The sequence below is a fragment of the Acidovorax sp. LjRoot38 genome (assembly GCF_964252975.1).
GTDB lineage: Bacteria > Pseudomonadota > Gammaproteobacteria > Burkholderiales > Burkholderiaceae_C > Acidovorax > Acidovorax facilis.
Genome location: NZ_CAXUPT020000004.1, coordinates 211,760 through 237,226 on the forward strand (window position 1 = coordinate 211,760; position 25,467 = coordinate 237,226).

22 protein-coding genes are annotated in these 25,467 nt (G+C 63.7%); 15 read left to right on the top strand and 7 right to left on the bottom strand.

What is annotated here, in order from left to right:
• The first annotated feature begins 142 nt into the window (after positions 1 to 142).
• From ACSQ22_RS08725 to ACSQ22_RS08770, 10 genes are all read left to right on the top strand, one after another.
• Entirely contained in the window at positions 143 to 1,165 is a 1,023-nt protein-coding gene (locus tag ACSQ22_RS08725; RefSeq protein WP_228894899.1) for a sulfate ABC transporter substrate-binding protein, read from the top strand.
• A gap of 113 nt (positions 1,166 to 1,278) precedes the next feature.
• On the top strand, positions 1,279 to 1,869 hold the full coding sequence (gene ssuE / locus ACSQ22_RS08730) for an NADPH-dependent FMN reductase (RefSeq protein WP_436130057.1): 591 nt from the start codon (positions 1,279 to 1,281) through the stop codon (positions 1,867 to 1,869).
• A gap of 169 nt (positions 1,870 to 2,038) precedes the next feature.
• Positions 2,039 to 3,007 carry a sulfonate ABC transporter substrate-binding protein gene (locus tag ACSQ22_RS08735; protein WP_436130058.1) on the top strand — a complete coding sequence of 323 codons (969 nt, stop codon included), beginning with the start codon at positions 2,039 to 2,041 and terminating at the stop codon, positions 3,005 to 3,007.
• Between the two features lie 26 nt (positions 3,008 to 3,033).
• A complete protein-coding gene (locus ACSQ22_RS08740; RefSeq protein WP_436130059.1) occupies positions 3,034 to 4,053 on the top strand; it encodes a sulfonate ABC transporter substrate-binding protein in 1,020 nt (339 codons plus the stop codon).
• A gap of 52 nt (positions 4,054 to 4,105) precedes the next feature.
• Positions 4,106 to 5,284, top strand: a complete 1,179-nt coding sequence (ssuD, locus tag ACSQ22_RS08745; protein ID WP_436130060.1) for an FMNH2-dependent alkanesulfonate monooxygenase — start codon at positions 4,106 to 4,108, stop codon at positions 5,282 to 5,284.
• Between the two features lie 24 nt (positions 5,285 to 5,308).
• On the top strand, positions 5,309 to 6,172 hold the full coding sequence (gene ssuC, locus ACSQ22_RS08750; protein ID WP_436130061.1) for an aliphatic sulfonate ABC transporter permease SsuC: 864 nt from the start codon (positions 5,309 to 5,311) through the stop codon (positions 6,170 to 6,172).
• A gap of 195 nt (positions 6,173 to 6,367) precedes the next feature.
• Positions 6,368 to 7,186, top strand: coding sequence for an ATP-binding cassette domain-containing protein (locus tag ACSQ22_RS08755; RefSeq protein ID WP_436130214.1), 819 nt, complete (start codon positions 6,368 to 6,370; stop codon positions 7,184 to 7,186).
• A gap of 75 nt (positions 7,187 to 7,261) precedes the next feature.
• Positions 7,262 to 7,477 (top strand): TOBE domain-containing protein, encoded by a 216-nt coding sequence (locus ACSQ22_RS08760; protein ID WP_055393898.1) that lies wholly within the window; start codon positions 7,262 to 7,264, stop codon positions 7,475 to 7,477.
• Positions 7,478 to 7,860: 383 nt separating this feature from the next.
• Positions 7,861 to 8,319, top strand: coding sequence for a hypothetical protein (locus ACSQ22_RS08765; protein ID WP_436130062.1), 459 nt, complete (start codon positions 7,861 to 7,863; stop codon positions 8,317 to 8,319).
• A gap of 893 nt (positions 8,320 to 9,212) precedes the next feature.
• Positions 9,213 to 9,461 (top strand): hypothetical protein, encoded by a 249-nt coding sequence (locus ACSQ22_RS08770; RefSeq protein ID WP_436130063.1) that lies wholly within the window; start codon positions 9,213 to 9,215, stop codon positions 9,459 to 9,461.
• Between the two features lie 290 nt (positions 9,462 to 9,751).
• Here ACSQ22_RS08770 and ACSQ22_RS08775 read toward each other — a convergent pair whose 3' ends face one another.
• On the bottom strand, positions 9,752 to 11,086 hold the full coding sequence (locus ACSQ22_RS08775; protein ID WP_436130064.1) for a PLP-dependent aminotransferase family protein: 1,335 nt from the start codon (positions 11,084 to 11,086) through the stop codon (positions 9,752 to 9,754).
• Positions 11,087 to 11,219: 133 nt separating this feature from the next.
• Between ACSQ22_RS08775 and ACSQ22_RS08780 the strand changes: the two genes are divergently transcribed.
• On the top strand, positions 11,220 to 11,831 hold the full coding sequence (locus ACSQ22_RS08780; protein ID WP_436130065.1) for a DJ-1/PfpI family protein: 612 nt from the start codon (positions 11,220 to 11,222) through the stop codon (positions 11,829 to 11,831).
• A gap of 108 nt (positions 11,832 to 11,939) precedes the next feature.
• Here ACSQ22_RS08780 and ACSQ22_RS08785 read toward each other — a convergent pair whose 3' ends face one another.
• Positions 11,940 to 13,544, bottom strand: a complete 1,605-nt coding sequence (locus ACSQ22_RS08785; RefSeq protein WP_436130066.1) for a methyl-accepting chemotaxis protein — start codon at positions 13,542 to 13,544, stop codon at positions 11,940 to 11,942.
• Between the two features lie 264 nt (positions 13,545 to 13,808).
• Here ACSQ22_RS08785 and ACSQ22_RS08790 point away from each other — a divergent pair, with 264 nt between their 5' ends.
• Positions 13,809 to 14,939 carry a sensor histidine kinase gene (locus tag ACSQ22_RS08790; RefSeq protein ID WP_436130067.1) on the top strand — a complete coding sequence of 377 codons (1,131 nt, stop codon included), beginning with the start codon at positions 13,809 to 13,811 and terminating at the stop codon, positions 14,937 to 14,939.
• Positions 14,940 to 14,968: 29 nt separating this feature from the next.
• Here the strand turns inward: ACSQ22_RS08790 and ACSQ22_RS08795 are convergent, their stop codons facing one another.
• The gene (locus ACSQ22_RS08795) at positions 14,969 to 15,655 is read right to left on the bottom strand and encodes a response regulator transcription factor (RefSeq protein WP_436130068.1); all 687 of its coding nucleotides are present in this window, start codon (positions 15,653 to 15,655) and stop codon (positions 14,969 to 14,971) included.
• Positions 15,656 to 15,868: 213 nt separating this feature from the next.
• On the opposite strand from ACSQ22_RS08795, the gene ACSQ22_RS08800 reads away from it, so the two are divergent.
• The 3 genes from ACSQ22_RS08800 to ACSQ22_RS08810 all read left to right on the top strand — a co-directional run bounded on the left by ACSQ22_RS08800 (position 15,869) and on the right by ACSQ22_RS08810 (position 20,467).
• On the top strand, positions 15,869 to 17,587 hold the full coding sequence (locus ACSQ22_RS08800; RefSeq protein WP_436130069.1) for a methyl-accepting chemotaxis protein: 1,719 nt from the start codon (positions 15,869 to 15,871) through the stop codon (positions 17,585 to 17,587).
• A gap of 233 nt (positions 17,588 to 17,820) precedes the next feature.
• Positions 17,821 to 19,101, top strand: coding sequence for an HD-GYP domain-containing protein (locus ACSQ22_RS08805; protein WP_436130070.1), 1,281 nt, complete (start codon positions 17,821 to 17,823; stop codon positions 19,099 to 19,101).
• A 379-nt stretch (positions 19,102 to 19,480) separates the two neighbouring features.
• Positions 19,481 to 20,467, top strand: a complete 987-nt coding sequence (locus tag ACSQ22_RS08810; protein WP_436130071.1) for an IS5 family transposase — start codon at positions 19,481 to 19,483, stop codon at positions 20,465 to 20,467.
• A 163-nt stretch (positions 20,468 to 20,630) separates the two neighbouring features.
• On the opposite strand, the gene ACSQ22_RS08815 is transcribed toward ACSQ22_RS08810, so the two are convergent.
• The 4 genes from ACSQ22_RS08815 to ACSQ22_RS08830 form a co-directional block, all read right to left on the bottom strand.
• Entirely contained in the window at positions 20,631 to 21,122 is a 492-nt protein-coding gene (locus ACSQ22_RS08815) for a hypothetical protein (RefSeq protein ID WP_436130072.1), read from the bottom strand.
• A gap of 167 nt (positions 21,123 to 21,289) precedes the next feature.
• The gene (locus tag ACSQ22_RS08820; RefSeq protein WP_436130073.1) at positions 21,290 to 21,958 is read right to left on the bottom strand and encodes a YkgJ family cysteine cluster protein; all 669 of its coding nucleotides are present in this window, start codon (positions 21,956 to 21,958) and stop codon (positions 21,290 to 21,292) included.
• A 38-nt stretch (positions 21,959 to 21,996) separates the two neighbouring features.
• The gene (locus ACSQ22_RS08825; RefSeq protein ID WP_436130074.1) at positions 21,997 to 24,300 is read right to left on the bottom strand and encodes an ATP-dependent DNA helicase; all 2,304 of its coding nucleotides are present in this window, start codon (positions 24,298 to 24,300) and stop codon (positions 21,997 to 21,999) included.
• On the bottom strand, positions 24,297 to 25,190 hold the full coding sequence (locus ACSQ22_RS08830) for a hypothetical protein (RefSeq protein WP_436130075.1): 894 nt from the start codon (positions 25,188 to 25,190) through the stop codon (positions 24,297 to 24,299). The genes ACSQ22_RS08825 and ACSQ22_RS08830 overlap by 4 nt, the downstream gene beginning before the upstream one ends.
• Positions 25,191 to 25,467: the final 277 nt, after the last annotated feature.

Sequence of the window (25,467 nt, forward strand, 5' to 3'; positions counted from 1 at the left end):
GGGGGCCAGCGAAAAAGGCTTCGCTCAGATGATTTGGATATTAAGAACTGAAATCTCAGTAGTTCCAGTTTTGAAGAGGGCCTTCCAGAATGCGTTCCATCGGTGATTTGCACCGCAACACATTCACAAAAGAGGCCCTCCCATGAACTTTCGCCGCGACTTTATCAAGTTTCCCTTCGCCGCCGCCCTGGTGGGCAGTTTGGCCCTGACGGCATTGCCGTCGTTTGCACAGTCTGTGACGCTGCTCAATGTGTCGTACGACCCGACGCGCGAGCTGTATGTGGAGTTCAACCAGGCGTTTGCCAAGCACTGGAAGGCCAAGACCGGCCAGGACGTGACCATCAAGCAGAGCCACGGCGGCTCGGGCAAGCAGGCACGCTCCATCATCGACGGGCTGGACGCCGACGTGGCCACGCTGGCCCTTGCGGGCGACACCGATGCGCTGCACACCAACGGCGGCTGGATTCCCAAGGACTGGCAAAAGCGCCTGCCGCACAACAGCTCGCCCTACACCAGCACCATCGTGCTGGTGGTGCGCCAGGGCAACCCCAAGGGCATCAAGGACTGGGACGACCTGGTGCGCGCCGATGTGAAGGTGATCACGCCCAACCCCAAGACCTCGGGCGGCGCGCGCTGGAACTACCTGGCCGCCTGGGAGTTCGCCAAGCGCAAGTACGGTGGCGACGCCAAGGCCAAGGACTTCGTGGCCAAGCTGTACGGCAACGTGCCCGTGCTCGACACCGGCGCGCGCGGCTCCACCATCACCTTTGCGCAGCGCAACCAGGGCGACGTGCTGATTGCGTGGGAGAACGAGGCCTACCTGCTCGAAAAAGAGTTCGGCACCAAGTTCGACGTGATCGCGCCGTCGATCTCCATCCTGGCCGAACCCGCCGTGTCGGTGGTAGACAAGAACGTGGACAAGAAGGGCACCCGTGCCGTGGCCGAGGCCTATCTGCAGTACCTCTACACCGAAGAAGGCCAGGACATTGCGGGCAAGCACTTCTACCGCCCCGCCGTGTCCGAAAAGGCCAAGGCCAAGTACGCCAAGCAGTTCCCCAAGTTGAACCTGTTCACCATCAACGACGCGTTCGGTGGCTGGGACAAGGCGGCCAAGGACCACTTTGCGGACAACGCGAGCTTTGACCAGATCTACACCAAAAAATAGGCTCACCCCGAAGCGGCCTTCAGCCGCCTCCCCTCAAGGGGCGCCACCGCTGGACCGGCGAAGCCGGATCCAGGGTGGCGCTGGTCTGACCACGCCCTCTGGAATCCTCTCTTATGTCCGCTCTTCTCATCGCTGGTAGCCCCTCCGAGCGTTCCCGCTCTGCCGCCTTGCTGGATGCCGTGGCCCAGCGCCTCTCGGTGCGTGGTGCGCTGGTGGACCGCATCCACATCCGCGACCTCTCGCCCCAGGCGCTGCTGCTGGCCGACTTTGGCCACCCCACGGTGGTGCATGCCATCGACCAGGTGGCCGATGCCAGCGTGCTGGTGGTGGCCACCCCGGTCTACAAGGCGGCCTACAGCGGCGTGCTCAAGATGTTTCTGGACCTGCTGCCGCAAACGGCCCTCAAGGGCAAGACTGTGCTGCCCCTGGCCACGGGCGGCAGCCCGCACCACATGCTGGCGCTCGATTACGCGCTGCGGCCCGTGCTGCAGTCGCTGGGCGCCAAAAGCATCCTGCCGGGCATCTACGCCACCGACGCCCAGGTCACGCTGACGCCCGAGGGCAGCTACCACGTGCAGGCCGACATTGCCGCCCGGCTGGACGATGCGGTGAACGTGCTGGTGACCGAAACCCTGCGCCCGTCGCCCGCCCAGGCCACCCGGTTTGCGCCGGTGCCGTTCTCGCAGGTGCGATGTAGCGTCTGACGCGGGCCCGGCGCTGCGGCAGGCCCTCAGTGCCAGCGCCACCTTCCTTCCCCTTCATTTTCATTTTTGATTTTGCTGCGCCGGGTGCGCGGGCAGGGCGGTGTGCCGCCTGCTGCCAACCCAGCCCGGTCGCCCATCCCACAACTGTTTTGAATCTGGAATCCGCACCATGAACGAACTGAACCGCTTCTCCCTGCAACGCCGCCAACTGCTGGCTGCGGTTGCTGCCACGACGGCAACGGTCGCAACGCCCCAGGCCTGGTCGCAAAACGCTGGCCGCGTGCTGCGCGTGGGCCACCAAAAGGGCTGGCTCTCCATCCTCAAGGGCCGTGGCACGCTCGAAAAGCGCCTGGCCCCGCTGGGCGTCAAGGTCACCTGGACCGAATTCAACGCAGGCCCCGTGCAGCTTGAAGCGCTCAACGTCGGCTCCATCGACTTCGGCGACGTGGGCGAAGCCCCGCCCATCTTTGCCCAGGCGGCAGGCGCCCCGCTGGTCTATGCCGGTGCCACCGTGCCGCGCCCTGCGCTGGAGGCGGTCATCGTTCCCAGCGGTTCGCCCATCCGCAGCGTGGCCGACCTCAAGGGCAAGCGCGTGGCCTACAACAAGGGCTCCAACGTGCAGTATTTCCTGGTCAAGCTGCTCGAGAAGAACGGCCTGAAATACGGTGACGTGCAATCCATCTTCCTGGCCCCGGCCGACGCGCGGGCCGCGTTTGAACGCGGCGCGATCGATGCCTGGATCATCTGGGACCCCTTCCTCGCCGCCGCGCAAAAGCAGCTCGATGCGCGCCTGCTGGTCGATGCCACGGGCGTGGTCAACAACCGCGCCTACTACTTCACCTCGCGCGATTTCGCCACCAAAAACGCCGACGTGCTGCGCATTGCCATCGAAGAGGTCAATGCCATCGACACCTGGGTCTCCAAGAACAAGGACGCCGCCGCTGCCGAGCTGTCGGCCGTGCTGGGCCTGGACAAATCCATCACCGACCTGTACCTGAGCCGCGCCCGCTTCGGCACTGCGCCCGTCACGCGCGAGATCCTGTCCGAGCAGCAGGCGATTGCCGACACCTTCTTCGACCTGAAGCTCATCCCCAAGAAGCTCAACCTGCTGCACGCCGCGCCGGTTGATCTGCTGTGAATCGGGCCATGAAAGGACACATCGCCATGACCCACCTCACCGTCCACCCAGAGCGCCGCCGCGCACTGCAGCTGCTGGGCGTTACCGCTTTCAGCTGGGCGCTGGCCAGCCGCTATGCCCACGCGCAAAGCGCAGCCGTGCAAGGGCCTGAGCAACTGCGCATTGGTTATCAGAAGTCGGCCGTCAACCTCGTCATCCTGAAGCAGCAGGGCGTGCTGGAAAAGCGCTTTCCGGGCACGCGGATCAGCTGGCTGGAGTTCCCGGCTGGGCCGCAGCTGCTGGAGGCGCTGTCGGTCGGCAGCCTCGAATTCGGCCTGACCGGCGACTCGCCCCCCGTGTTTGCACAGGCCGCCGGCAAAGACCTGCTCTACGTGGGCGCCGAGCCACCCAAGCCCGACAGCTCCGCGCTGCTGGTGCTCAAGGACTCGCCCCTGCGCACCCTGTCCGACCTCAAGGGCCGCCGCATTGCCGTGCAAAAGGGCAGCAGCGCCCACTACCTGCTGGTGCGCGCCGTGGAGCGCGCGGGCCTGCAGTGGACCGATATCCAGCCCGTGTACCTGACCCCTGCCGATGCGCGCGCCGCGTTCGAGCGCATAAGCGTGGACGCCTGGGCCATCTGGGACCCGTTCTACGCCGCCACCGAGCTGGCCATCCAGCCCCGCGTGCTGGCCACGGGGCGCGACCTGGCCAGCAGCAACAACTCCTTCTACCTGGCGGCCCGCCCGTTTGTGCAAGCCCACCCACAGGTGCTGCGCGTGCTGTTTGAAGAACTCAGCCGTGCCGACCGCCTGGCGCAAGAGGCGCGCAAGGACGCGATCAAGCTCATTTCCGACTTCAGCGGCCTGGACGCGGGCGTGGTGAGCCTGTTCATCCAGCGCCGTCCCTCGTCGCCCGTGGGGCTGTTGAGCAACGCCACGGTGGCCGACCAGCAGCGTGTGGCCGACGCGTTCTTCAAGCTCGGCCTGATCCCCAAACCCGTGAACGTGGCCGACATCGTGTGGCGGCCAGCGGCAGCGCAACTGGCCGCTGCCACCTCCAAGCCCTGAGTCACATCCGCCACATCCACCGCATCCAACCCATATCTATTCCGAGGCATTCATGAAAATTTTCTGGTTCATCCCCACCCACGGCGACAGCCGCTACCTGGGCACCGCCAAAGGCGCACGCCAGCTCAACCACGACTACTTGAAGCAGGTCGCAGTGGCGGCCGACAGCCTGGGCTACGAAGGCGTTCTCATCCCCACCGGCCGCTCGTGCGAAGACCCGTGGGTGGTGGCGTCCAGCCTGCTGCCCGTCACGCGCAACCTCAAGTTTCTGGTGGCCGTGCGCCCTGGCCTGCACCAGCCCGCGCTGGCTGCGCGCATGGCCGCCACGTTCGATCGCCTGTCCGGCGGGCGCCTGCTCATCAACCTGGTCACCGGCGGCGACCAGGCCGAGCTGGAGGGCGACGGCGTGTTCCTGGACCACGCCACGCGCTACGAACAGTCGGCCGAGTTCATCCGCATCTGGCGCGAGATTCTGGCGCGCAGCCACCGGGGCGAGAGCCTGGACTTTGAAGGCCAGCACCTCTCGGTGAAAGGGGCCAAGCTGCTCTTTCCGCCGCTGCAGCAGCCCCACCCGCCCGTGTACTTTGGCGGCTCGTCGCCCGCAGCACACGACCTGGCGGCCGAGCAGGTGGAAACCTATCTGACGTGGGGCGAGCCACCGGCCGAAGTGGCGAAGAAGGTGGCTGACGTGCGCGCCCGTGCCGCCAAACATGGCCGCACCGTCAACTTCGGCATCCGCCTGCACGTCATCGTGCGCGAGACCGAGAAACAGGCCTGGGCCGCTGCCGAAGAACTCATCAGCCATGTGACCGACGACACCGTGGTGCGCGCCCAGGCCGTGTTTGCGCGCATGGACTCCGAAGGCCAGCGCCGCATGGCTGCGCTGCACGCCGGTGGCGCCAAGCGCAGCCGCAAGGACCTGGAGATCAGCCCCAACCTGTGGGCCGGCGTGGGCCTGGTGCGTGGTGGCGCGGGCACGGCCCTGGTGGGCGACCCCCAGACAGTGGCTGCACGCATCGAGGAATACGCAGCGCTGGGGCTGGACACCTTTGTGCTGTCGGGCTACCCGCACCTGGACGAGGCCTACCGCTTTGCCGAGCTGGTGTTCCCGCTGCTGCCCCTGCCGCTGCGCAACCAACTGGCCAGCGGCAACCCCTTGTTTGGAAACCCGCTGGGCCCGTTTGGCGAAACCGTGGCCAACGACTTTGTGCCGCGCGCGTCGCAAAGCTGACTTGTCCCCGAACCGGAACTCTCCATGACACACATCGCAAGAGAACTGCAGGTATCCCCGGTGGCCGACGCCGTGGACCTGCCCATCGAAGGGCCGTTTTTGCCCGCACCCGTGGCCCGCTTTCTCGCCAGCGTCGCACAGCGCCTCTTGCCCTGGGCCGTGCCCATCGGCCTCATCGCGCTGTGGCAAATCGCATCGTCACAGGGCTGGTTGTCTACCCGCGTGTTGCCTGCACCGCTCGAGGTCGTCAAGGCCGCGTGGACGCTGGCCGCTTCGGGCGAACTGTGGACCCACGTCCAGGTCAGCGCGGGCCGCGCGCTGGCCGGGCTTGCCGTTGGCGGCGGCCTGGGCCTGGCGCTGGGCCTACTCACCGGCTCGGTCAAGCTGTTCGAAACGCTGCTCGACTCCACCATCCAGATGGTGCGCAACATCCCTGCGTTGGCGCTGATCCCGCTGGTGATCCTGTGGTTCGGCATCGACGAATCGGCCAAGCTGTTCCTCATCAGCGTTTCGGTGTTCTTCCCCATCTACCTCAACACCTTTCACGGCATCCGCAATGTGGATCCGGGGCTGATCGAGATGGGCCGCACCTATGGCCTTGGCCGCTGGCAGCTCTACCGGCAGATCATCCTGCCCGGGGCGCTCTCCAGCATCCTGGTGGGGCTGCGGTTCTCGCTGGGGTTGATGTGGGTGATCCTGATCGTGGCCGAGACCATCTCGGCGCAGGCGGGCATCGGCTACCTCACGATGAACGCGCGGGAGTTTCTACAGACCGACATCGTGCTCGTGGGCATCCTGCTGTATGCGCTGCTGGGCAAGCTGGCCGACGTCTTCGCCAAGGGTCTGGAGCGCTACTGGCTGAGGTGGCATCCCGGGTACCAGGCATGAGCATCCCCCTGAGCCGCTACGCGGCTTCCCCCTTCTCTCTACGCGCTGCGCGCTACGGGAAGGGGGACGACGCCAGCGCGGCGGGGCGGCCCTTGCGCGGCGTCCCTGGCATTGGGCCTCGCCGAGCGCAGTCATTGCGCCCAGGTACTCACTTTTTTATAGCTGCTAGCGCTTTTTAGACATGCGCAGGAGGCAATTTTGACTAGAAATATTACCCCGCCATCGCAGCCACAAGGCGTCCGCCTGGAAGTGCGTGGCGTGGACAAACGCTACGGCACGCGCGACGTGCTCAAGAAGACCGAGCTGGTCATCGAGCCCGGCCAGTTCGTCGCCATCGTGGGCCGCAGCGGCTGCGGCAAGAGCACGCTGCTGCGCCTGGTGGCGGGGCTCGAATCCGTCTCGGGCGGTGCGATCCGCCTCGACGGCCAGGACGTTGCGGGCCTGAGCAGCGACACCCGCATCATGTTCCAGGACTCGCGCCTGCTGCCCTGGAAACGTGTGGTGGACAACGTGGCCCTGGGCCTGCCACCCGCGCAGCGTGGCGCAGCGGCCGATGTGCTGGCCCGCGTGGGCCTGGGCGACCGGCTGGGCGAATGGCCCGCGCGCCTGTCGGGTGGCCAGCGCCAGCGTGTGGCCCTGGCCCGTGCCCTGGTGCACAACCCGCGCCTCTTGCTGCTCGACGAACCGCTGGGCGCGCTGGATGCGTTGACCCGCATCGAGATGCACCGCCTCATCGAAGGCCTGTGGCGCAGCAGCGGCTTCACCGCGCTGCTGGTCACCCACGACGTGCAAGAGGCCGTGGCCCTGGCCGACCGCGTGATCCTGATCGAGGACGGCCAGATCGCGCTGGACCAGCGCATCGACCTGCCGCGTCCGCGTTCACATGGCGACGCCGCGTTTGCCGCCATCGAAAAACGCATCCTCGACCGTGTGCTGCAAAAGCCCGATGGGGAGCCTGCGCACGAGGTTTCCTGGCCCGGCGTGCCTGCGCATGGCTTGCGCTGGGCGGTCTGATTTCTCTCTCTCTTTTCGTTTGCTTGTTTTTCTTTCTCTGACCTCTTTTTCAACGGACTATTCAAGGAGAACCCCATGTCCATCCAAGCTATCAACGTACGCAACCAGTTCAAGGGCAAGGTCCGCGAAATCATTCGCGGCGACGTCGTCTCCGAGGTCGATGTCGAGACGCCCTGGGGCGTCGTCACCTCGGTCATCACCACCCGCTCGGTGGACGACCTGGGCCTCATCGTCGGTTCCGACGTGGTCGCGCTGGTCAAGTCCACCGAGGTGTCGATTGCGAAGCTGTGAGGCGATCATGTAGCCGAAAATTTGGATTAAATGGGGCTCCAGCGCTTGGTGGGTAAGCGCTGGTAGCTATGAAAACGGGAGTATTTCTTTGGATGAGTGCATCCAAAGCTGGTTTGAACGTGACGCCATGGATCGTTGAACATCCAGCTGCGGGCCGGTGTGATGGGGCACACACTGTCACCGGCAGCTAAGCCACACCGAAACGCCAAAGTTATAGTGACGACCGAAACGGTATGCCGGGTTTGTCGGAGTTTCTACACTTGTGCATTTGTACAGCGCATCCTTCGCAAGCCCAGGTCACAAGTCACTCTCAGGAGGAAGCTGTGTCCAGAATATCCAGCATCGCCCAGCCGTTAGGCCTCACAACAAACAGAGGGAGATTCATGCCAAAGCCAAAAGTCGTCTTCGTCGTCGGACACTCAGACTGGGGCAAGTCCAAGACACTCCGCGCACTCACAAACGACAACTATCGGGTGCGACGAACGACGATTTCCGGGGTTGAGTACTTCGTTCGTCGCATGTCAAACGACGATCTGCCAGAGAGCTTCGTCGACTGGATGACTACGGTCAACCCAGAGCGGTGGCCGAACATTCTCGCCGCCCTATGCCCAGATTTCGAAACCTCTGAGAAAAAGACAGCCGCTGTTCTTCAGGTACTCCAAAACAAGGGCTACAAACTTTTTTTCTGGGTTCTACATAAGAAGTTCGGAGTCAACGAGTTCATTCAATCCAGCGAAATCGCCCGACTGCGAACATTCGGCAAGGTCGAAGTAGTCAAAGACGAATGGGAAGCGAGCGTTCGAGGTAGGAAGTTCAAGGCCTTCATCACGTCTATCCAGTGACACCAAACCCTTCTATCGAGAGGGATGTCCAAGGGCTAACGCCCTCGGATGCCCTCGTGTCAAACGTTAGGAGTCCCCAATGACTGATGTGAACACGTCCCTTTGCGAGAATGCTATCCGGTGCATGAACTTGCTGCACAGACTGCTTGGTGTCTGGTTGTTCTTGTGTTTGATCGCAGCTTACTTGCCTACTGCTAGTACAGGCGCACAACTACAGCTTCCTTTTACGGAGGTGAACGTGCCAGTCGACTCGGCACGATGGACATGCGCTGTCGCGATTTTTGTTGCTGGAATCGTAGGCTGCGTAATGCTGAGGCAGGTGCGCGGCCTGTGCGCGTATCTCTCGAGAACTGAACACGTTGCTGTCGTGCTCACCTACCCTTCTATAGCTACGCTTGGGACACCTGGACAGAGAATGTTTTTTGGTCAGGCGTTAGCAGGTATCCAATACTTCGTAGGTATTCAACTTTGGTCGCCAATGCCCCGCATGTTCGGGGGCGCCCCAGACATAGGCCTAGCCTTCTTGTATGCAGCGCCAATGTTTTGGTTCGCATGGGATCTTCGAGATTGGCAGAAAGGTCTAACTCCCGACATGAAGCTGCCAAAGATAACTGGTGCTGGTGAGTGAGCGTGACGCCCGACTCTTCAATCGACATGTCCTGGTAAGCCGGGTCATGCCTCCCATCTCAAACGTTGAGACCTCAAAAAAGCCCATCAACTTCTCCCGGTTGCAAACCATGCCAAACCCCCACCCCCACTACAACCCCAAAACCGCCCCCAACGCGAGCACCTGGCTTGCTCTGCCCGAGGCCCAGCGGATCAAGGCTGTTACCACCTTCCACTAACTAAGCGAGGAGCCGTGCGGCAACCTGCAGGCCCACACCGCCCTGCATGTGGTTGTCGAAAACCAGCTCGCAGAAGGGTTCGACCCCACCGTCCGCGCCTTGCAGCGGCTGCGCGGCGAGGGCTTGTCGCGGCACGAGGCCATCCATGCGGTGGCGGCGGTGCTGGCAGAGCATCTGTACGCTGCGATGAGCGGCAACGGGCCTGCACCGGACCCGGTGGTGCGGCAAGAGGCGTTGGCGCGGGATCTGGATGTGCTGTCCGCCGCAAGTTGGAGGGCCAAATACGGCGAGGCATAGCGCTCGGCTGTGTTGGTGGTTTGTGCGCCTTGGGGCAGCGTGTAACTTGATGGAGTGGTTTGATTCCTGGGGGCGGCTTGTCACCTCATAATGTGATTGGAAATGGCCTTGGCGCTTGATAGATAAGCGCGAACAGCTATCAAAAAATGAGTTCCCTGCCGCCAACTGCCTGGCGAGCGGCAGGATGCCAGTGGCCTGTGCAAACGGCCGTGCCCAGGGGCTTGGCGCCCCGTGCCCACCGATCCATCCCAACCCCAGCACACACCCGAAATCCCCGCAGCTGTTTGCGTTCACGAACAATCCTGCACCACCACATCCTTGACCACGGCCAGCGCCCGGGCCAGGTCTTCAAGCGCCACCGACCCCAGCGCGATGCGCAGCGCGTGGGGCACATGGGTGGTGGTGGCAAACCCTTCGGCGGTCGACACGGACACTCCGCGTTCTGCCAGGGTGGCGGCGATGCGGTCGGCCCGTTGGTCGTCGCCCAGCGGCAGCCAGATGAAGTAGGAGTTCGGGTGCCGTACCAATTTCAACCCCGCCAGCGCCCGGGTGGCAATGGCCTGGCGCTGCGCGGTGTCTGCGCGTTTGTCGGCCTCCAGCCGGGCCACGGTGCCGTCTTCGATCCAGCCGCAGGCGATGGCGGTGACGACTCCGGCCGTGTTCCAGGCGGTGGCACGCACGGCGCGTTCGATGGGGCCGATCAGTTCGCGCGATGTGGCCACAAAGCCAAACCGCAAGCCCGTGGCCACGTTCTTGGACAGGCTGGAGAGGTACACCGTGCGCTCGGGTGCCAGCGCCGCGATGGGGGGCGGCGCCTCGGGCGCAAGGTAGGCATAGGGTGCGTCTTCGATCACCAGCAGGTCGTGTGCACGCGCAATGCCCACCAGGCGCTTGCGGGCGCGGGCGCCCATCACGCAGCCCAGCGGGTTGTGCAGGGTGGGCATGGTGTAGATGGCACGCACGGGCCGGGTGTCGCACAGGCGCTGCAAGGCGTCCAGGTCGGTGCCAGCGGGGCCCACGGGCACCGGGGTCAGGTCCAGCCGCAGGCGTTCGGCCAAAACCCGAAAGCCGGGGTAGGTGAGAGCGTCTACCGCCACGACGTCGCCGGGGTTGAGCAGGCCCATGGCCGCCACAGCCATGCCGTGCTGCGCGCCGTTGACGATGAGCACCTGCTCGCCCGTCACTTGCAGCTGGCGCGTCTTCAGGTGCCCGGCCACGATGGCGCGTTCATGCGGCCGGCCGCCGTAGGGGTGGTAGTGCAGCAGCGATTCCAGGTCGCCGGAGGCGGCCAGCTTGCGCAGGGCATCCCGCAGCAGGTCTGCCTGACCCGGCACGCTGGGGTTGTTGAACGAGAGGTCTGCGGCGCTGGGCGCGGGCGTGGTGAGGTCGGCGTCGGCACCGCGCGGGGAGGCGGGGTCGCGCACAAAGGTGCCGCGCCCGGTTTCGCCCACCACCAGGCCGATGGCCTCCAGCTCGGCATACACGCGGCTGGCCGTGGCCAGCGCCAGTCCATGCCGCTGGGCCAGTGCGCGGTGGGTGGGCAGGCGTGTGCCCGGCCGCAGCTGCCCCGCGCGGATGTCCGACGCCAGTGCGTCCACCACTTGCTTGTACCGAACCTGGCCCATGGCGTTGTGCCCCTGCGTTGAAACGTATCTATGACAATTTTTTGATTGTATTGAATGCCGTCGATAGGATGCGCTTCGCACATTCCGTGCCTCATTCACTCTCCTTTCCGCTACAGAACAGGACTCCATCGCCATGCGCATCGCCATCCTGACCTTCGACGGTTTCAACGAACTCGACTCCCTGATTGCCCTCGGCCTGCTCAACCGGGTGAAGAAACCGGGGTGGGAGGTGTCGCTGTGCTGCCCTACAGACCAGGTGCGTTCCATGAACGGCGTGACGGTGCAGGCCCAGTCGCTGCTGCCCTATGCGCGGTCAGCCGATGCCGTGCTGGTGGGCAGCGGCGTGAAGACGCGTGAGGTGGTGCAGGACGCCGCCCTGATGGCGGAGCTCGCCTTCGATCCGGCGCGCCAGTTGCTGGGCGCTCAGTGTTCGGGGGCTTTGATCCTGGCCAAGTTGGGGCTGCTTGACGGCGTGCCGGCCTGCACCGACCTGACCACGAAACCCTGGGTGCAAGAGGCTGGTGTCACCGTGCTGAACCAGCCTTTCTTTGCCAAGGGAAACGTGGCCACGGCGGGCGGGTGCCTGTCGGCGCAGTACCTGGCCGCCTGGTTGATCGCGAGGCTGGCAGGGCCCGAGGCGGTCCGCGAGGTCATCCACTACTTTGCCCCGGTGGGCGAGAAGGAGGAATATGTCGCCCGCGCCCTGGGACATATCGAAAACCAGGGTGCCACAACGAGCTGCTGAGCCGCGCGCGCACCTGCGAAAGGCATCACTCAGGCCTGCAGCGTGCTGCAAGCCCCTTGGTGGCGTTGGCGCTGGGTGGCGGCTAGAGGCGCTGGGTAGGCGCAGTCTTTACGCCGCACTCAGGGCCAAGGCCGGGACGCGGCCGCGCATCCTGCCACCGCCACCCCCATGGCCCGGCAGCGTGAATACCGCCACGGCGTTCACCAGATCCTGTGCCTGGGTGCGCATGTTGTTGGCGGCGGCGGCCATTTCTTCGACCAGCGCTGCGTTTTGCTGGGTGGCCTGGTCGATCTGGCTGACCGCTTCGCCGATCTGGGTGACGCCGGTGCTTTGTTCGCTGCTGGCTGCGGTGATCTCGCCCACGATGCCGGTGACGCTGCGGATGGCGTTGACCACCTCGGTCATGGTGGCACCGGCTTTGTCCACCTGTGCGGTGCCACGTGCCACACGCTCCACACTGGTGGAGATCAGGAGCTTGATTTCCTTGGCCGCGTCGGCCGAACGGCCAGCCAGGTTGCGCACCTCGCTGGCCACCACGGCAAAGCCCCGGCCTTGTTCGCCGGCTCGGGCGGCTTCCACGGCCGCGTTCAGCGCCAGGATATTCGTCTGAAAGGCAATGCCGTCGATCACGCCAATGATGTCGGCGATTTTCTGGGAACTTTCGTGGATGCCCTTCATGGTCTGCACCACCTCGGCCACCATGGCACCGCCTTCGGCCGCCACCGTGCTGGCGCTCAAGGCCAGCCGGTTGGCCTGAAGGGCATGGTCTGCGTTTTGTCGCACCGTGCTGCTCAGTTGCTCGGTGGAGGCGGCGGTTTCCTGTAGCGCGCTGGCCTGGTGTTCGGTGCGGCTGCTCAGGTCCAGATTGCCCTGGGCGATCTCGGTGCTGGCGTTGGCCACGCTGTCGGAGGTCTGGCGCACACTTGCCACCACGTTGGACAGGCTGGCCTGCATGGCCGCCAGGGCCTGCATCACGGCTGCCACCTCGTCCTTGCCGCTGGTGTCGATGGGCTGGCTCAAGTCGCCATGGGCCACCGCATCCGCCACTTGTCCGGCCCGCTGCAGCGGCCGCGTGATGCCACGCACCAGGGCCACACCAAAGAGTGCGGCAAACAGCACCCCGAGGGCGATCGAGCCAATCACGATCCAGCGGATGGTGCCAAACCGCTGCACGGCAGCGTCGTACTCGTCCCGGGCTTCCTTTTGGGTCAGGGCCAGCAGCGCACCCATGTCGCTGCCTATGGGGTCGTACAGGTCGTCGAACTTGCGCACCACCAACACCCGCGCCGTGGCCACGTCGGCGTCCTTCAGCGCTGCCAGCGCGGGGGCCAGCCCCTCTTTCATGATCTTCTGGCGCTGCTCGCCAATGGCCTGGATGTACTTCTGCCGCTCGGGGCTCATGGCGGTGGCCAGCAAAGCCTCCCAGGCCTGGTCGCTCTTGCCGATGTTGGCCTCTGCCTCTTCAATGGCCTTGGCCACTTTCTCCGGTGCTGGCGACAGCAGCGCGTTGGATACCAACTGCCGATTGCGGGTGGTCAGGTAGCGAAAGTCGGCTACCGCCCGCTGGGCCTGCATGCGGTTCTGGTACATCGACTCCATCGCCGCGTTGGACCTAGCGATGCCAAACAGGCCGATGGCCCCCAGCGCTACGAGGAGGGCAGAGAGCACGCCCACCAGCACCAGCAGTCTCGTGAATATCTTGAAATTTCTCATGCACGGTCCCTCTTGCCGTTTGTGTCACTGAATATTCAGAATACCGTGCGAGCCACCCCCGTTTGGCTTGGAACAGCGCCGAAAACGGTTGATTTCAGGGTAAATCGGGGTGTGTTTTTTGGACGCGTGCGATTGCCGTTTCGGCATCCCTGCGGTGCGCGTACTGGCTCTTCATCAGCGCGTAGAGACGGGACTGTCAAGACCTATCGGGTTCTGATTGAGTTCAGAATGGGCACATCCACAGTCCTCCATTTCAGTACCACGATGTCCGACCTTGACCCTGATGCCCAGCACCATAGGCGCCTATTGGTGGACCAGGTTCCGTCGATGCTCGCGTATTGGGACAGCCAATTGCTGTGCCGGTTCGCCAATCAGGCCTACGAGCGATGGTTTGGCGTATGCCGCGAGAAGCTGCTGGGCACCTCCATTCGCGACCTGCTGGGCCCGGAGTTGTTCGCGAAAAACGAGCCTTACATTCGCGGAGCGCTGGCGGGCAAACGGCAGATATTCGAGCGGATCGTACCGGGGCCAGGGGGTGTGCAGAGAAACAGCTTGGCGGAGTACATCCCGCATATCGTCGATGGAGTCGTGCAGGGTTTCATGGTGCAGGTCACCGAACTGACCGAGCTGAAGCAAATCCAGGAAGCCCTGCGCCGGGAACAGGAGCAGCGTGCACAGATCGAAAAGCATGCCGCCGAGGTGGAGGTGCTGCTGCGGGAACGCACGGAAATGCTTTATGTTCTTGCCCACGAAGTGAGGCAACCGCTGAACAACGCCTCCGCCGCAATGCAGAGCGCTCAGGCCGAGATGCGTGGTGCGGGCATGGGGGGCGCGTCCGAGCGGGTTGTGCAAGCCCAAGCCGTCATCGGCCAAGTGTTGACCAGCATCGACAACACCCTTGCCGTCGCCTCGCTGCTGGCGCGGCCGGACTCCATTGCGCTGGATGACACGGACATTGACACGTGGATTCGCATCGTCATCGCGGATTTGCCCGAAAGCGAACGCAACCGCATCCAGGTGCTCAGGGAGACGACCACACGGACGGTGGTCATGGACATGAGCCTGATGCGACTGGCCCTGCGCAACGTATTGTCAAACGCGTTGAAGTTCAGCCCCAACGGGTCGAAGGTGGTGGTGCGAGTGGCTGATTCAGATGAGCCTTTGGCTTTGATCGTGGATGTGACCGACACGGGGCCGGGCTTTTCTTCAGAGCTACGGGACAAACTCTTCACGCGCGGCGCACGAGGCGATCACAAGAATGCTGGCCATGGACTGGGCCTTTACATCGCCCGGCAGGTTATGCAGTTGCACGGCAGCACCGTCGGAGTCATAGGTACGGCGGCTGAAGGGACCACCCTGAGGTTGACCATCCACCAATCGGAGATGAGCGAATAGCGCAGTCACGCAGTCAGGTAGTAAGGCAGTCACATCATGCGCAGTGGAGCGCGAAAAACGTAGCCCACCCCGGATTTGGTTTGTAGGGGTACGGCTCCTGGCGTCGCACGCTCGATGCGCCGACGAAGCCGAAAAATGGTGCCGTTCAGCCCCCCGGATGCCTCAAAGTCTGCGGTCTTGCCCAGTTGGGCGAGCAAGGTCTCGCGGGGCACAACCTCTCCGTTGGCTTTGACGAAGCACTCGATCAGGGTTCGGTCCACATCGCTCAGGTCCACCACGGCACCATCGGGTGCAATCAATTGACCAACGCGTCCGTCCAGCCGCCACATGCTTTGAATGGGATCAATGGCGCTGGCCCGCCGTTGCACGGCTTCTATGGCCAGCGCGACCTGCTCGAACACCACAGGTTTTGTCAAATACATATCCGCTCCGGCGCGAATGACTTCCTTGAAGGTATCCGCCGAGGCGCGTCCTGAAACGACCAGAACCCCTGCATTGGTGCGCATGCGCAGGACTTTGATCAACTCCGTTCCGTCAATGCCGGGCAGCATCAGGTCGGCAATGTAGAAGTTGAAACCGTAGGGATCTGGGTGCGCGAGGAAGTCGCGACCATCAGCGAACGTACTCACGACGATCCCCTCGCCGCGCAAATAGCCGGCTAGGCCATCCACATACACCTGGTCGTCATCGATCAGGGTCAGGGTTTTGGGGAACATGTATCAAAGGGAGGGAGCGGGAGGGGCAGTTTAACCACAGCGTAGTGCATCAATGAGACGCAACATTTTCTTATCGCAAATAAATTTGCGGCATGCAAACAAATTTGATTCAAAATGTGTTGTCCGTTTTCCGTTGAATCTGTGGCAAGGGCCGTTGGATCAATCAACGCCCTGGTCGAGTAACGAACTACTGCTGTCCCCGCGAAGAGAAAAATGAAAAACCTCTCCATCAAGAAGCTCCTCTCGCTGGCGTTCGGTGCGCTTGCACTGCTGGTACTGGTCGTCAGCTTGTTTGCCCTACACGGGTTGAGCGGTGCAAACGACCGTTTCTCTGGCTATGTTCATGGCGCTGCGGAACGCGAGAGCCTGGCCACCGACGTGCGTACTCTCGCCAACCGCCGCGCCATCGGCGTGCGGGACATGGTCCTCGTCAAGAAGGATTCCGACCGCCAGTCAGCCAAGTCCATGGCTGTCAACGCCCATGCGCAGCTCCAGGTAACGCTCAAGTCGCTGAACGATGCAGTTTCAGGCGCTGCAGACGCCAATGAGCGCGAGCGTGCTCTGGTCAGCGCCATCGGAAAGATTGAATCCCAATATGGCCCCGTGGCAGTGGCTATCGTGGAACTGGCGGCTTCAGGCAAGCAAGATGAAGCCGTGGACAAAATGAACAACGAGTGCCGACCGCTGCTGGAGGCGCTGTTGACGGCTGTAGGTGACTACATCCGCTACAGCGGCGAACAGGCGAAGCTCAATGTCGAGTCATCTGCCATCGCATATGTCTCCCAACGCACCATGCTGGTTGTCATCAGCGCCTTTGCTGTTTTGCTGGCTGTGGTCCTTGGCTGGCTGATTCCTCGGCGTCTGGCGACCTCGCTCGGTGCGGAGCCGGGTGAACTCAGCGATATGGCCAAACGGGTGGCCCAAGGGGATCTCAGCCCCGTGCATGGCGCTGATGCCGCACCCAGTGGTAGCGTGTTGGCGTCCATGGGCGCCATGCAGGGTCAGCTGGTGGGATTGATAGGACAGGTTCGCAGCTCGGCCGATAGCATCGCCACGGCCAGCGCCCAGATCGCGGAGGGCAACAACGATCTCTCGGGGCGCACCGAACAGCAGGCTTCGGCACTCGAAGAGACAGCGGCTTCGATGGAGGAGCTCAGCTCGACCGTCAAACAGAACGCCGACAACGCCTATCAGGCGGACCAGTTGGCTCAGAGTGCCAGCGCTGTCGCCATCGATGGGGGCGCAGTCGTGAGCGAGGTGGTCGCCACCATGAAGGACATCAACGAAAGCTCCAAGAGGATCGCCGACATCATCAGCGTCATTGATGGCATCGCCTTTCAGACCAACATCCTTGCGTTGAACGCTGCTGTTGAAGCGGCGCGTGCGGGCGACCAAGGTCGGGGTTTCGCGGTGGTGGCCGCTGAAGTGCGCAACCTTGCGGGGCGCTCTGCGCAAGCAGCCAAAGAGATCAAGGACCTCATCAGTGCCAGTGTGGAGCGCGTTGAGGCGGGCACGGTTCTTGTGGACAAAGCCGGTGCGACGATGACGGAGGTTGTGGGCTCCATCAAGCGTGTTACTGACATCATGGGAGAAATCAGCTCGGCGAGCAAAGAGCAAAGTGCAGGCGTTGCGCAGATTGGCGACGCGGTGAGCCAGATGGACCAGGCGACCCAGCAGAACGCAGCCCTGGTCGAAGAAAGCGCCGCAGCCGCAGACAGCATGAGGGTGCAGGCGCAACAGTTGGTGGAGGCCGTGGCCGTGTTCAAGTTGTCTGACCAACGCGCAAGTGTTGCTGGCCCAAGCATCGCCACCGCACAAGCCCGAGCTGCATTGGGCTCCTCGTTCAAGAAGACGACGCACTCGGTAAAACCCGCGTTGGCCCGTGCCGTCCGGCTTGGGACAACGCCCAAAACGGAAAACGGCTGGAAATAGGCCCTGGAGCAATAGTACCCAGTGCTCAGAAATGCCGGAATGACAGAGACGGGACCAGCGACCGCGGGGCAGCGTTCGCTGTCAGGCGTTGGGTAGTTAGCGCAATCAGAAGGATCATGCTCCGTTCAGGCTCGCAGTGGGCGAATTGGTGGCGAATGCCGTTGTGCTGGTGGGGGCCGTGTTTGTCAGTGGATCACTTTTGCTGCCTGCAATTTTGACAAACCGGAAATCCCATGCTCAAGCGCATCAGCACCGAAAATCTCAGGCAGGGCATGTATGTGCATGACTTCTGCGGTTCCTGGATGGATCATCCGTTCTGGCGTGCCAAATTTGTGCTCAAAGATCCCAAGGACCTGGCCCGAATCCAGGCGGCCGCCATTGAAGAGGTGTGGATCGACACCTCCAAGGGGTTGGACGTTGCGGCCGGTGTGCGCTCCGTATCCCGCGCAGAGGCCGACTTCCAAGTGGACACTGATTTCGGCATGCTCGACAGCCTGCCTTCGCTAGTGCTTGACCCTCCTCGAAAGCCGCCACCGGCGCGCCGCGAGCGCGACCGGGCGCCTGCATCCATGCACAGCGAATTGCAGGCAGCGGCTTCGATTTGTGTGGAGTCCAAGCAGGCAGTTGCCTCCATGTTCCGCGAAGCGCGCATGGGCAAGGCCGTGAATTCTGAAAATGCCCGCAGCCTGGTGGAGGAAATATCCGACTCGGTCACACGCAACCCTGGCGCACTGATCAGCCTGGCGCGGCTCAAGACGGCGGATGACTACACCTACATGCATTCGGTGGCGGTGTGCGCCCTGATGGTGGCGCTTGCCAAGCAAATCCACCTCAATGAAGAGCACACCCGCAGCGCTGGCATGGCGGGTCTGTTGCATGACTTGGGAAAAGCCGCTATTCCACTGGCCGTGCTCAACAAGCCCGGCAAACTCACCGACACCGAGTTCGTCGTTGTTCAGAGCCATCCGGTTGAGGGCTACAAGATGCTCAAGGAAGGCGGAAATGTGGAAGACGCGGTGCTGGATGCCTGCCTCCACCACCACGAAAAGATGGACGGTACAGGCTACCCTGACAAGCTGAAGGGCGATGAGATCAGTCTCATTGCACGCATGACGGCGATTTGCGACGTCTACGACGCCATCACATCCGACCGACCTTACAAGCGAGGATGGGACCCTTCAGAGTCACTGCGCCGCATGGCCGAGTGGACCAAGGGCCACTTCGACCCCCAGCTGTTCCAGGCTTTCGTCAAGAGTATCGGTATCTACCCGGTGGGCTCGCTGGTGCGGCTGACTTCCGGGCGAATTGGCGTGGTGACTGAACAGGGACGGCAATCGCTGACCACGCCCAAGGTGAACGTCTTTTTTTCGAGCAAGTCGGCTTTGCGCATTCCTCCCGCCATCGTCGATCTGGCCGATCCAGGCTGCACCGAGAAGATCGTGGCGCGCGAAGACCCCGACAAATGGAAATTCCCAGACCTGCACGAAATGTGGTCTGGTACGCCTGCAGTTTGAGGGGCAGCACGCCCTGGCGCCTGTATGGGCAAGTCCATCAAGATCGGGCCTTTCGTCCGCGTGTTTGCCGTAGCCCGAGGTGCAAATTCTGTGGTGTTGGGGGGGCTGCAGTGCAATGGTGCGAGCTGGGGGCCCAGAGACTTGGCACCTCCTTGCCGACCAAGCGACGCAGGCCATTCGTGGGAGAGAAACCTTCACAGGTCTGCCGTGTGATCCCGGGCCTATAGCGCAGCCCGGCACCACCGGATGAGAAACTTTCTCCCATCAAGAAATCAATCAAATCGGGCTCTGGCGCTTTCTGTAAAAGCGCTAGGGATTCTCTGCATGAATCCCCAAGCGATGTGATTGTGCGGAGGGCTGAAGCCCAGACAATAGTCGCATGAAGCAAAGCAGCCTGGGCCTGAGCAACACAGTCAAGCGCACCCGCAAGCGCGAGTTCCTGGACGCCATGGAACTGGTGGTGCCCTGGACTGAACTGGTCTCGCTCATAGAGCCGTACGCGCCCGAAGCCGGACGCCGGGGTCAGCAGCCCTTTGCAGTGCAGACCCTGCTGCGAATCCATTTCATGCAGCAATGGTTCAAGCTCAGCGATCCCGCCATGGAAGAAGCCCTGCACGACGTGCCAGCCTTTCGCGACTTCGCAGGCCTGTCCCACTGGGACGAGCACATCCCCAGTGAATCGAGCATCCTGCGCTTTAGGCATTTGCTGGAACGCCACAAGCTGGCCGATCAGATCCTGGCCACGGTCAATGCGCTGCTGCAGGCCAAAGGGCTGCAGCTCAAAGCAGGCACGGTGGTGGATGCCACGCTGATTGCTGCGCCCACTTCCACCGAGAACCAAAGCGGCGAGCGCGACCCAGAGATGCACCAAAGCAAGAAGGGCAACCAGTGGTACTTCGGTATGAAGGCCCACATTGGGGTGGATGCGGACTCCGGCCTTGTGCACAGTGTGCGGGGCACAAGCGGCAATGTCGGTGATGTCATCGAGGCCAACAGCCTGCTGCACGGGCAGGAGACAGATGCCTTTGGTGATGCGGGCTACCAGGGAGTGGACAAGCGGCCGGATGCCAAGCCAACCGTGCGCTGGCATGTGGCCATGCGCCCGGGATTGCGCCGGGCTTTGGACAAAGACAAACCTCTTGAGGCTCTGTTTGACCAGCTCGAGCGCACCAAGGCCAGCATCCGGGCCAAGGTGGAGCACCCGTTTCGAGTGCTCAAGCAGCAGTTTGGGTATGTGAAGGTGCGCTACCGTGGACTCAAGAAGAACACGGCGCAGATCGTTACGCTGTTTGCGCTGTCAAATCTGTGGATGGCAAGGCACAAGTTGATGGCTTGCAAGGGACAGGTGCGCGTGCAGGGGGCGTAAGACCCCCGCGAAGCCGGGCAATTGCCCTCGCGCAGCGCCTGCTGGGCGTGCCCAATTACCCAAAGCGGGTGCTGTTTTAGTTCGGGCGTCGCTACGGCACGGCCAGAACCGATTCGTGAAGAGCTTCCCTAGCAGCTATCAATCTGATACTAATTGCCGCCAATCAACGCGGCAAACACCCCGCAAACCCTTTCGGCCCCGCCGCATCCACATCCGCCAGCGTCAGGGCGTCCAGCCGGTCGTTTTGCCCCGGTATCTTGGTCAGCCGCTGGCCGTTCTGCCAGCGCCATTGTTTGCCATCAAAACTGTAAATGAAGGTGTGGGTGCGGTTGGAGAGCAGGTGCGCCGGGGTCAGGGTGATGGCCTGGGCGGCGGCTTCGGTGGTGGCGGTGGCCTGGGCCTCGTTGTCTTTGATGACGATCTTGCCCACGTAGGGGGTCACGGCTGATTCGGTGCGGGTGACCTCGGGCTGTACCAGGGCGGGGCCGTATCCGGTCTTGATCCATTCGCCGCTGCCCCCGGGGCGCACATGGGGCTCGCGCGCAGCAAGGGCCTGGGTGCACGCTGCTGCCAGCGCGTCAAAACCTGTCTGCGCGGGGCCGCTGGCTTCGGGCTTTTTGCACCCCAGCAGGGGCAGGGTCAGCGTAGCGGCCATTAGAAGGAGAGCAGAGCGCAGGGGCGATGGCATGTTCATCAAGGCGATGGGGCGGTGGTGTGGATGGCACGCGATGTGAAGGGGGAAAGCTCCCAGCCTCCTCTATCGACGGTGGGGCATTGTGTGCTGCTGCGCAGGGTGGGGCTTGATGGAAGTCAATTCGCCAATCAATTCTGCGCGTCCTTCGGCATCAAGGCGGCTGCATCGCCCTGGTACCAGCGCGCCTGGGCGGTGGGGTCTTTCAGGGCGGCCAGCACGGCGGCGTTCAGCTCGTGGGCGCTGGCGGGCAGGGGCTGGTCGCGGTAGGCCAGGGCGGTGCCTGCCATCAGGGCCTCGGCATCGACCAGCAGGCGCAGGTTTTGCGGGATGGTGGCGGATTGTTCTGCGCAGTGTTGGGCTGACAACGAGTGCGCCTTGCGGCAGGCGGCGGGGCGCACGGGGTAGATGCTGCAGCGGTCATCCACGAGAAAGCTGCAGGCCTGGCGTGCAGGGTTGGTGGGGTTGAGCGCGGCGGTGGCCACATGCCGCTGCAGAGCGCTGAGGGCATCGGCCAATGCCTCTGCGGGCTGGGCACGCAGGTACTGGGCGATGTGGAAGACCTCGGGCTCGGTCGCTTCGACCCGCAGGTGGCAGCAGTGGGCGCACCCCGCCTGGCAGGCCGGCTGGGGGCCGGTGGTGCGGGCCTGCTCGGCCACAGTGTCCAGCCCCCGGTGCAGTTGCGCGATGAAGGCCACGGTGTCATCCGCGCCTTGTGACTGCCGCAGCACCTGCGCTGCCCGCTGCCGCACGCGGGCGATGGATTGCAGGAAGGCGGAGCGCTCGTCGTCGGTCAGCATGGGCGGTTGGCGGGGGGAAGGTGGCTGTGCCCCGCACCTTAGCGCGTTTGCCACCACGCGGGCAGCAGGCTGCGCACCTGGGCCTGTGCAAAGCGCTCGTCCATCAGGTGCACCACGCCCTCGTCGCTGGGCGTGCGGATCACGCGGCCTGCGGCTTGCACCACCTTTTGCAGGCCCGGGTAGAGGTAGGTGTAGTCATAGCCCGCGCCAAACAGTGCCTGCATGCGCTCGCGGATCTGCTCGTTGACAGGGTTGACCTGCGGCAGGCCCAGCGTGGCGACGAAGGCGCCTATCAGCCGCTGGCCCGGCAGGTCGATGCCCTCGGCAAACGCGCCACCCAGCACGGCAAAGGCAATGCCCTGGCTGCTGTCGGTAAAGCGCGCCAGAAACTCGCGCTGCTCGCTTTCGAGCATGCGGCGCGACTGGCACCAGTGCGGCACATCGGGGTGCTGCTGCGCAAACAGTGCAGCGGCCTGCTGCAGGTAGTCATAGCTGCTGAAAAACGCCAGGTAGTTGCCGGGCCGCTCGCGAAATTGCTGTGCCATCAGCGCCGCAATCGGCGCCAGCGACGCGGCGCGGTGCGGGTAGCGCGTGGAAATGTGGCGCGCCACCTGCACCTGCAGCTGGTGTGCCGCAAAGGGCGATTCCACATCCACCCACACATGGTCCTCAGGTAGGCCCAGCAGGTCGGCGTAGTAGCGCGCGGGCTGCAGCGTGGCCGAGAACAAGGTGCTGGTGTGTGCCGCAGCGAGGCGCGGTTGCAGAAAGGGCGCGGGCACCACGTTGCGGATGCAGACCACGGAATCGCCGGGTTTAGCGGCCCGCTGGTGGGGGCCTGACGAAGTTTGGGTGATGTTCACCATCGAATGCGCATCGAGCAGGTCGGCCATGCGCTGCAAGTGCAGGGAGTCGAAATAGAAGGTCTGCAGCGCGCTGTCGGGTTCTGTGGGGTGGTCGGTGAAGTGTTCGGTGAGCGTGGTGGTGCACTGCTGCAGCGCGGCCAGCAGCTTGTCGGGGAAGGTTTCGAGCACCGTGTACGTGGCCGGGTGCGCCTTGTCCAGCGCCACCCAGGCGCGGCGTACCTTGTCCAACGCCTTTTTCACCGGCGCATGCTGCGCAGCGGTGTGGCTGCTGCGGGCCTGGGCCAAGGCGGCGGGGTGCAGCTCGGCCGTGAACATCTTGCGGCCGCGCTCCACCAGGTTGTGCGCCTCGTCCACCAGCAGCGCCGTGCGCCACTGGTTGGCCTGGGCCAGGCCGTGCAGCAGGCCGCCCAGGTCAAAGTAGTAGTTGTAGTCGCCCACCACCACATCGGCCCAGCGGGCCAGTTCCTGGCTCAGGTAGTAGGGGCAGACGTCATGCTGCAGGGCTACGTCGCGCACACGGGCTTGTTGCAGGACGAGCGCGGGTTTGTCTGCGCTGGCGGGGGCCACGGCGGCAGCGCGGGCGGCAGGCAGCCGGTCGTAAAAGCCCCGGGCCAGCGGGCAGGATTCGCCGTGGCAGGCCTTGTCGGGGTGTTCGCACGCCTTGTCGCGCGCCACCAGCTCCAGCACGCGCAGGGGCAGTGCGGGTGCGTTGTTGGACAGGCGCGCCAGCGCATCCAGCGCCATCTGCCGCCCCGAGGTTTTGGCGGCCAGAAAGAACACCTTGTCGATGCGCTGCGCAGGCGCAGCCTTGAGCAGTGGGAACAGCGTGCCCATGGTCTTGCCAATGCCCGTGGGCGCCTGGGCCAGCAGGCAGAGGCCCGCCACTGCCGCCTTGTACACGGCCTCGGCCAGCGGGCGTTGGCCGGTGCGAAAGCCGCCAAATGGAAACGCCAAAGTGGTCAATGCCGCATCGCGTGCGGCACGGTGGGCCACCTGCTGTTCGGCCCAGGCAATGAAGCGCTGGCACTGGGCCTCGAAGTGCTGGCGCAGGTCGTCGGCGCTACAACGCTCGGTGAACACTGTCTCTTGCTGCGTGCCCACGTCCAGATACACGAGTGCCACGTCGATGTTCGCCAGCTGCTCCTGCTCGCACAGCAGCCAGCCATACACCTTGGCCTGCGCCCAGTGCAGGTGGCGGTGCGATGCGGGTTGGCGGTCCAGCCGCCCTTTGAAGGTCTTGACCTCGTCGATGCGCTGCTGCGCGGGGTCGTAGCCATCGGCCCGGCCGCGCACGCGCAGGCTTTGGTAACTGCCGCTCAGTGCCACCTCGGCGCGGTAGCCTGCACCCCGGCGCGACGCTGCCACCGCATGGCCCGCCATGCCCTCCAGCGCGGTGGGTGCGGGCGTAAAGCGCAGGTCCAGGTCGCCTTGCTTGGCGGTGAACTCGCACAGCTCGCGCACCGCCACGGTGTAGGTCATGGCGGGGTGGTCGGGGTGTCGTTGGCGGGCGGGGCAGGCTCTCCCAAATGGGTCTGAGCCATGTCGTCATCGCTGCGCAGCGGCGTGGCCTTGCACAGCGCCATCCACACAGAAAAGGGCAGGGTGCAGCGGTTGTGCCGCGCGGGGCGCAGCAGCTCAAAGCGCCCGTCCTCCACACTGCCATGTAGCACCCAGATGCCGAAGTGCTCGGGGATCTCTTCGGGCTCGGCTATGCCTGCCGGGAAGACGTAGTAACACTCCTCGCACAGCCACTGATAGGCCTGCCGCTTGGCGTCGTGCCGCAGGTCTGACAGCAGGTCGGCCCGGCTCGCCTTCACCTCGTGCACCATGGGCTGCAGGTAGGCGGGCACCGAGGTATTGCGCACCGAGAACAGATCGGGCCGGGCCATGCGCCACACATTGGCGGCAGCGCGGGCAGCGGGGGCGTGGTCAGCCTCGGCCCACAGCGGTGCCATGGCGGGCTCGGTGTTGGTGGGTGCATCGGCTGTGGCCGCAGGCGGCACCACATCCCCCATCGGCACGGTGTCGATCACCGCGCGCAGTGACAGTTCGGTCCACACGATGCGCCCCGAAGCCAGCAACTGCGCCGCAAACTTCTGCCCCAGCCGGTCGTGCAGGCTCAGCGCCCGCACGCCACGCTGGCGGGCCTGTGCCAGGGTGCGGATGCCTTCGTCGGTGAGGCGCAGGGTCTCGCAACCATCGGCCGCAATGTGCAGACTGATGAGGCCCGCAGCCAGCAGGTCAATCTCCAGCCCATCCTTGCACGGCCAGCCTGCCGAGCGCCAGATCTGCATCAGGCGCGCGCGGTGAAAGCGGGTGATGGGGGTGGAGGGCGGGGAGTCCGAAGTGGGGGAGGGCAGCACCGTCATGGCGGGGTGGGTGGGCTGGCGTGACACTGATTTTAATCACAGTGTCTGGCAGGGACTGATTTTTGGACAAGGGTAGAACAGGGTTGCAGAGGAGTTGGGGGTGTGATCGGCACCGGGCGCAATATGGGTGGGCGCTAGCAGCTATAAAAATGTGAGCGTCCCCACGGTGACATTCCGAGGTTGAAGCAATGAGTCCCCAGGGGCCTGAATGAGGGCGCTCCTGCCCGCCATTGGGCTAACAACCGGAAGTTGTTGTCGTGTGGCCGTCTATGCCGCA

What these genes read in the sequence shown, in the direction of transcription:
- ACSQ22_RS08735 (WP_436130058.1), top strand. Translation starts at nt 2,039, where the DNA reads ATGAACGAACTGAACCGCTTCTCCCTGCAACGCCGCCAACTGCTGGCT.
- ACSQ22_RS08795 (WP_436130068.1), bottom strand. Translation starts at nt 15,655, where the DNA reads ATGTTCCCCAAAACCCTGACCCTGATCGATGACGACCAGGTGTATGTG.
- ACSQ22_RS08780 (WP_436130065.1), top strand. Translation starts at nt 11,220, where the DNA reads ATGCGCATCGCCATCCTGACCTTCGACGGTTTCAACGAACTCGACTCC.
- ACSQ22_RS08820 (WP_436130073.1), bottom strand. Translation starts at nt 21,958, where the DNA reads ATGCTGACCGACGACGAGCGCTCCGCCTTCCTGCAATCCATCGCCCGC.
- ACSQ22_RS08760 (WP_055393898.1), top strand. Translation starts at nt 7,262, where the DNA reads ATGTCCATCCAAGCTATCAACGTACGCAACCAGTTCAAGGGCAAGGTC.
- ACSQ22_RS08785 (WP_436130066.1), bottom strand. Translation starts at nt 13,544, where the DNA reads ATGAGAAATTTCAAGATATTCACGAGACTGCTGGTGCTGGTGGGCGTG.
- ACSQ22_RS08805 (WP_436130070.1), top strand. Translation starts at nt 17,821, where the DNA reads ATGCTCAAGCGCATCAGCACCGAAAATCTCAGGCAGGGCATGTATGTG.
- ssuE (WP_436130057.1), top strand. Translation starts at nt 1,279, where the DNA reads ATGTCCGCTCTTCTCATCGCTGGTAGCCCCTCCGAGCGTTCCCGCTCT.
- ssuC (WP_436130061.1), top strand. Translation starts at nt 5,309, where the DNA reads ATGACACACATCGCAAGAGAACTGCAGGTATCCCCGGTGGCCGACGCC.
- ACSQ22_RS08765 (WP_436130062.1), top strand. Translation starts at nt 7,861, where the DNA reads ATGCCAAAGCCAAAAGTCGTCTTCGTCGTCGGACACTCAGACTGGGGC.
- ACSQ22_RS08800 (WP_436130069.1), top strand. Translation starts at nt 15,869, where the DNA reads ATGAAAAACCTCTCCATCAAGAAGCTCCTCTCGCTGGCGTTCGGTGCG.
- ACSQ22_RS08740 (WP_436130059.1), top strand. Translation starts at nt 3,034, where the DNA reads ATGACCCACCTCACCGTCCACCCAGAGCGCCGCCGCGCACTGCAGCTG.
- ACSQ22_RS08815 (WP_436130072.1), bottom strand. Translation starts at nt 21,122, where the DNA reads ATGGCCGCTACGCTGACCCTGCCCCTGCTGGGGTGCAAAAAGCCCGAA.
- ACSQ22_RS08790 (WP_436130067.1), top strand. Translation starts at nt 13,809, where the DNA reads ATGTCCGACCTTGACCCTGATGCCCAGCACCATAGGCGCCTATTGGTG.
- ACSQ22_RS08775 (WP_436130064.1), bottom strand. Translation starts at nt 11,086, where the DNA reads ATGGGCCAGGTTCGGTACAAGCAAGTGGTGGACGCACTGGCGTCGGAC.
- ACSQ22_RS08825 (WP_436130074.1), bottom strand. Translation starts at nt 24,300, where the DNA reads ATGACCTACACCGTGGCGGTGCGCGAGCTGTGCGAGTTCACCGCCAAG.
- ssuD (WP_436130060.1), top strand. Translation starts at nt 4,106, where the DNA reads ATGAAAATTTTCTGGTTCATCCCCACCCACGGCGACAGCCGCTACCTG.
- ACSQ22_RS08725 (WP_228894899.1), top strand. Translation starts at nt 143, where the DNA reads ATGAACTTTCGCCGCGACTTTATCAAGTTTCCCTTCGCCGCCGCCCTG.
- ACSQ22_RS08810 (WP_436130071.1), top strand. Translation starts at nt 19,481, where the DNA reads ATGAAGCAAAGCAGCCTGGGCCTGAGCAACACAGTCAAGCGCACCCGC.
- ACSQ22_RS08830 (WP_436130075.1), bottom strand. Translation starts at nt 25,190, where the DNA reads ATGACGGTGCTGCCCTCCCCCACTTCGGACTCCCCGCCCTCCACCCCC.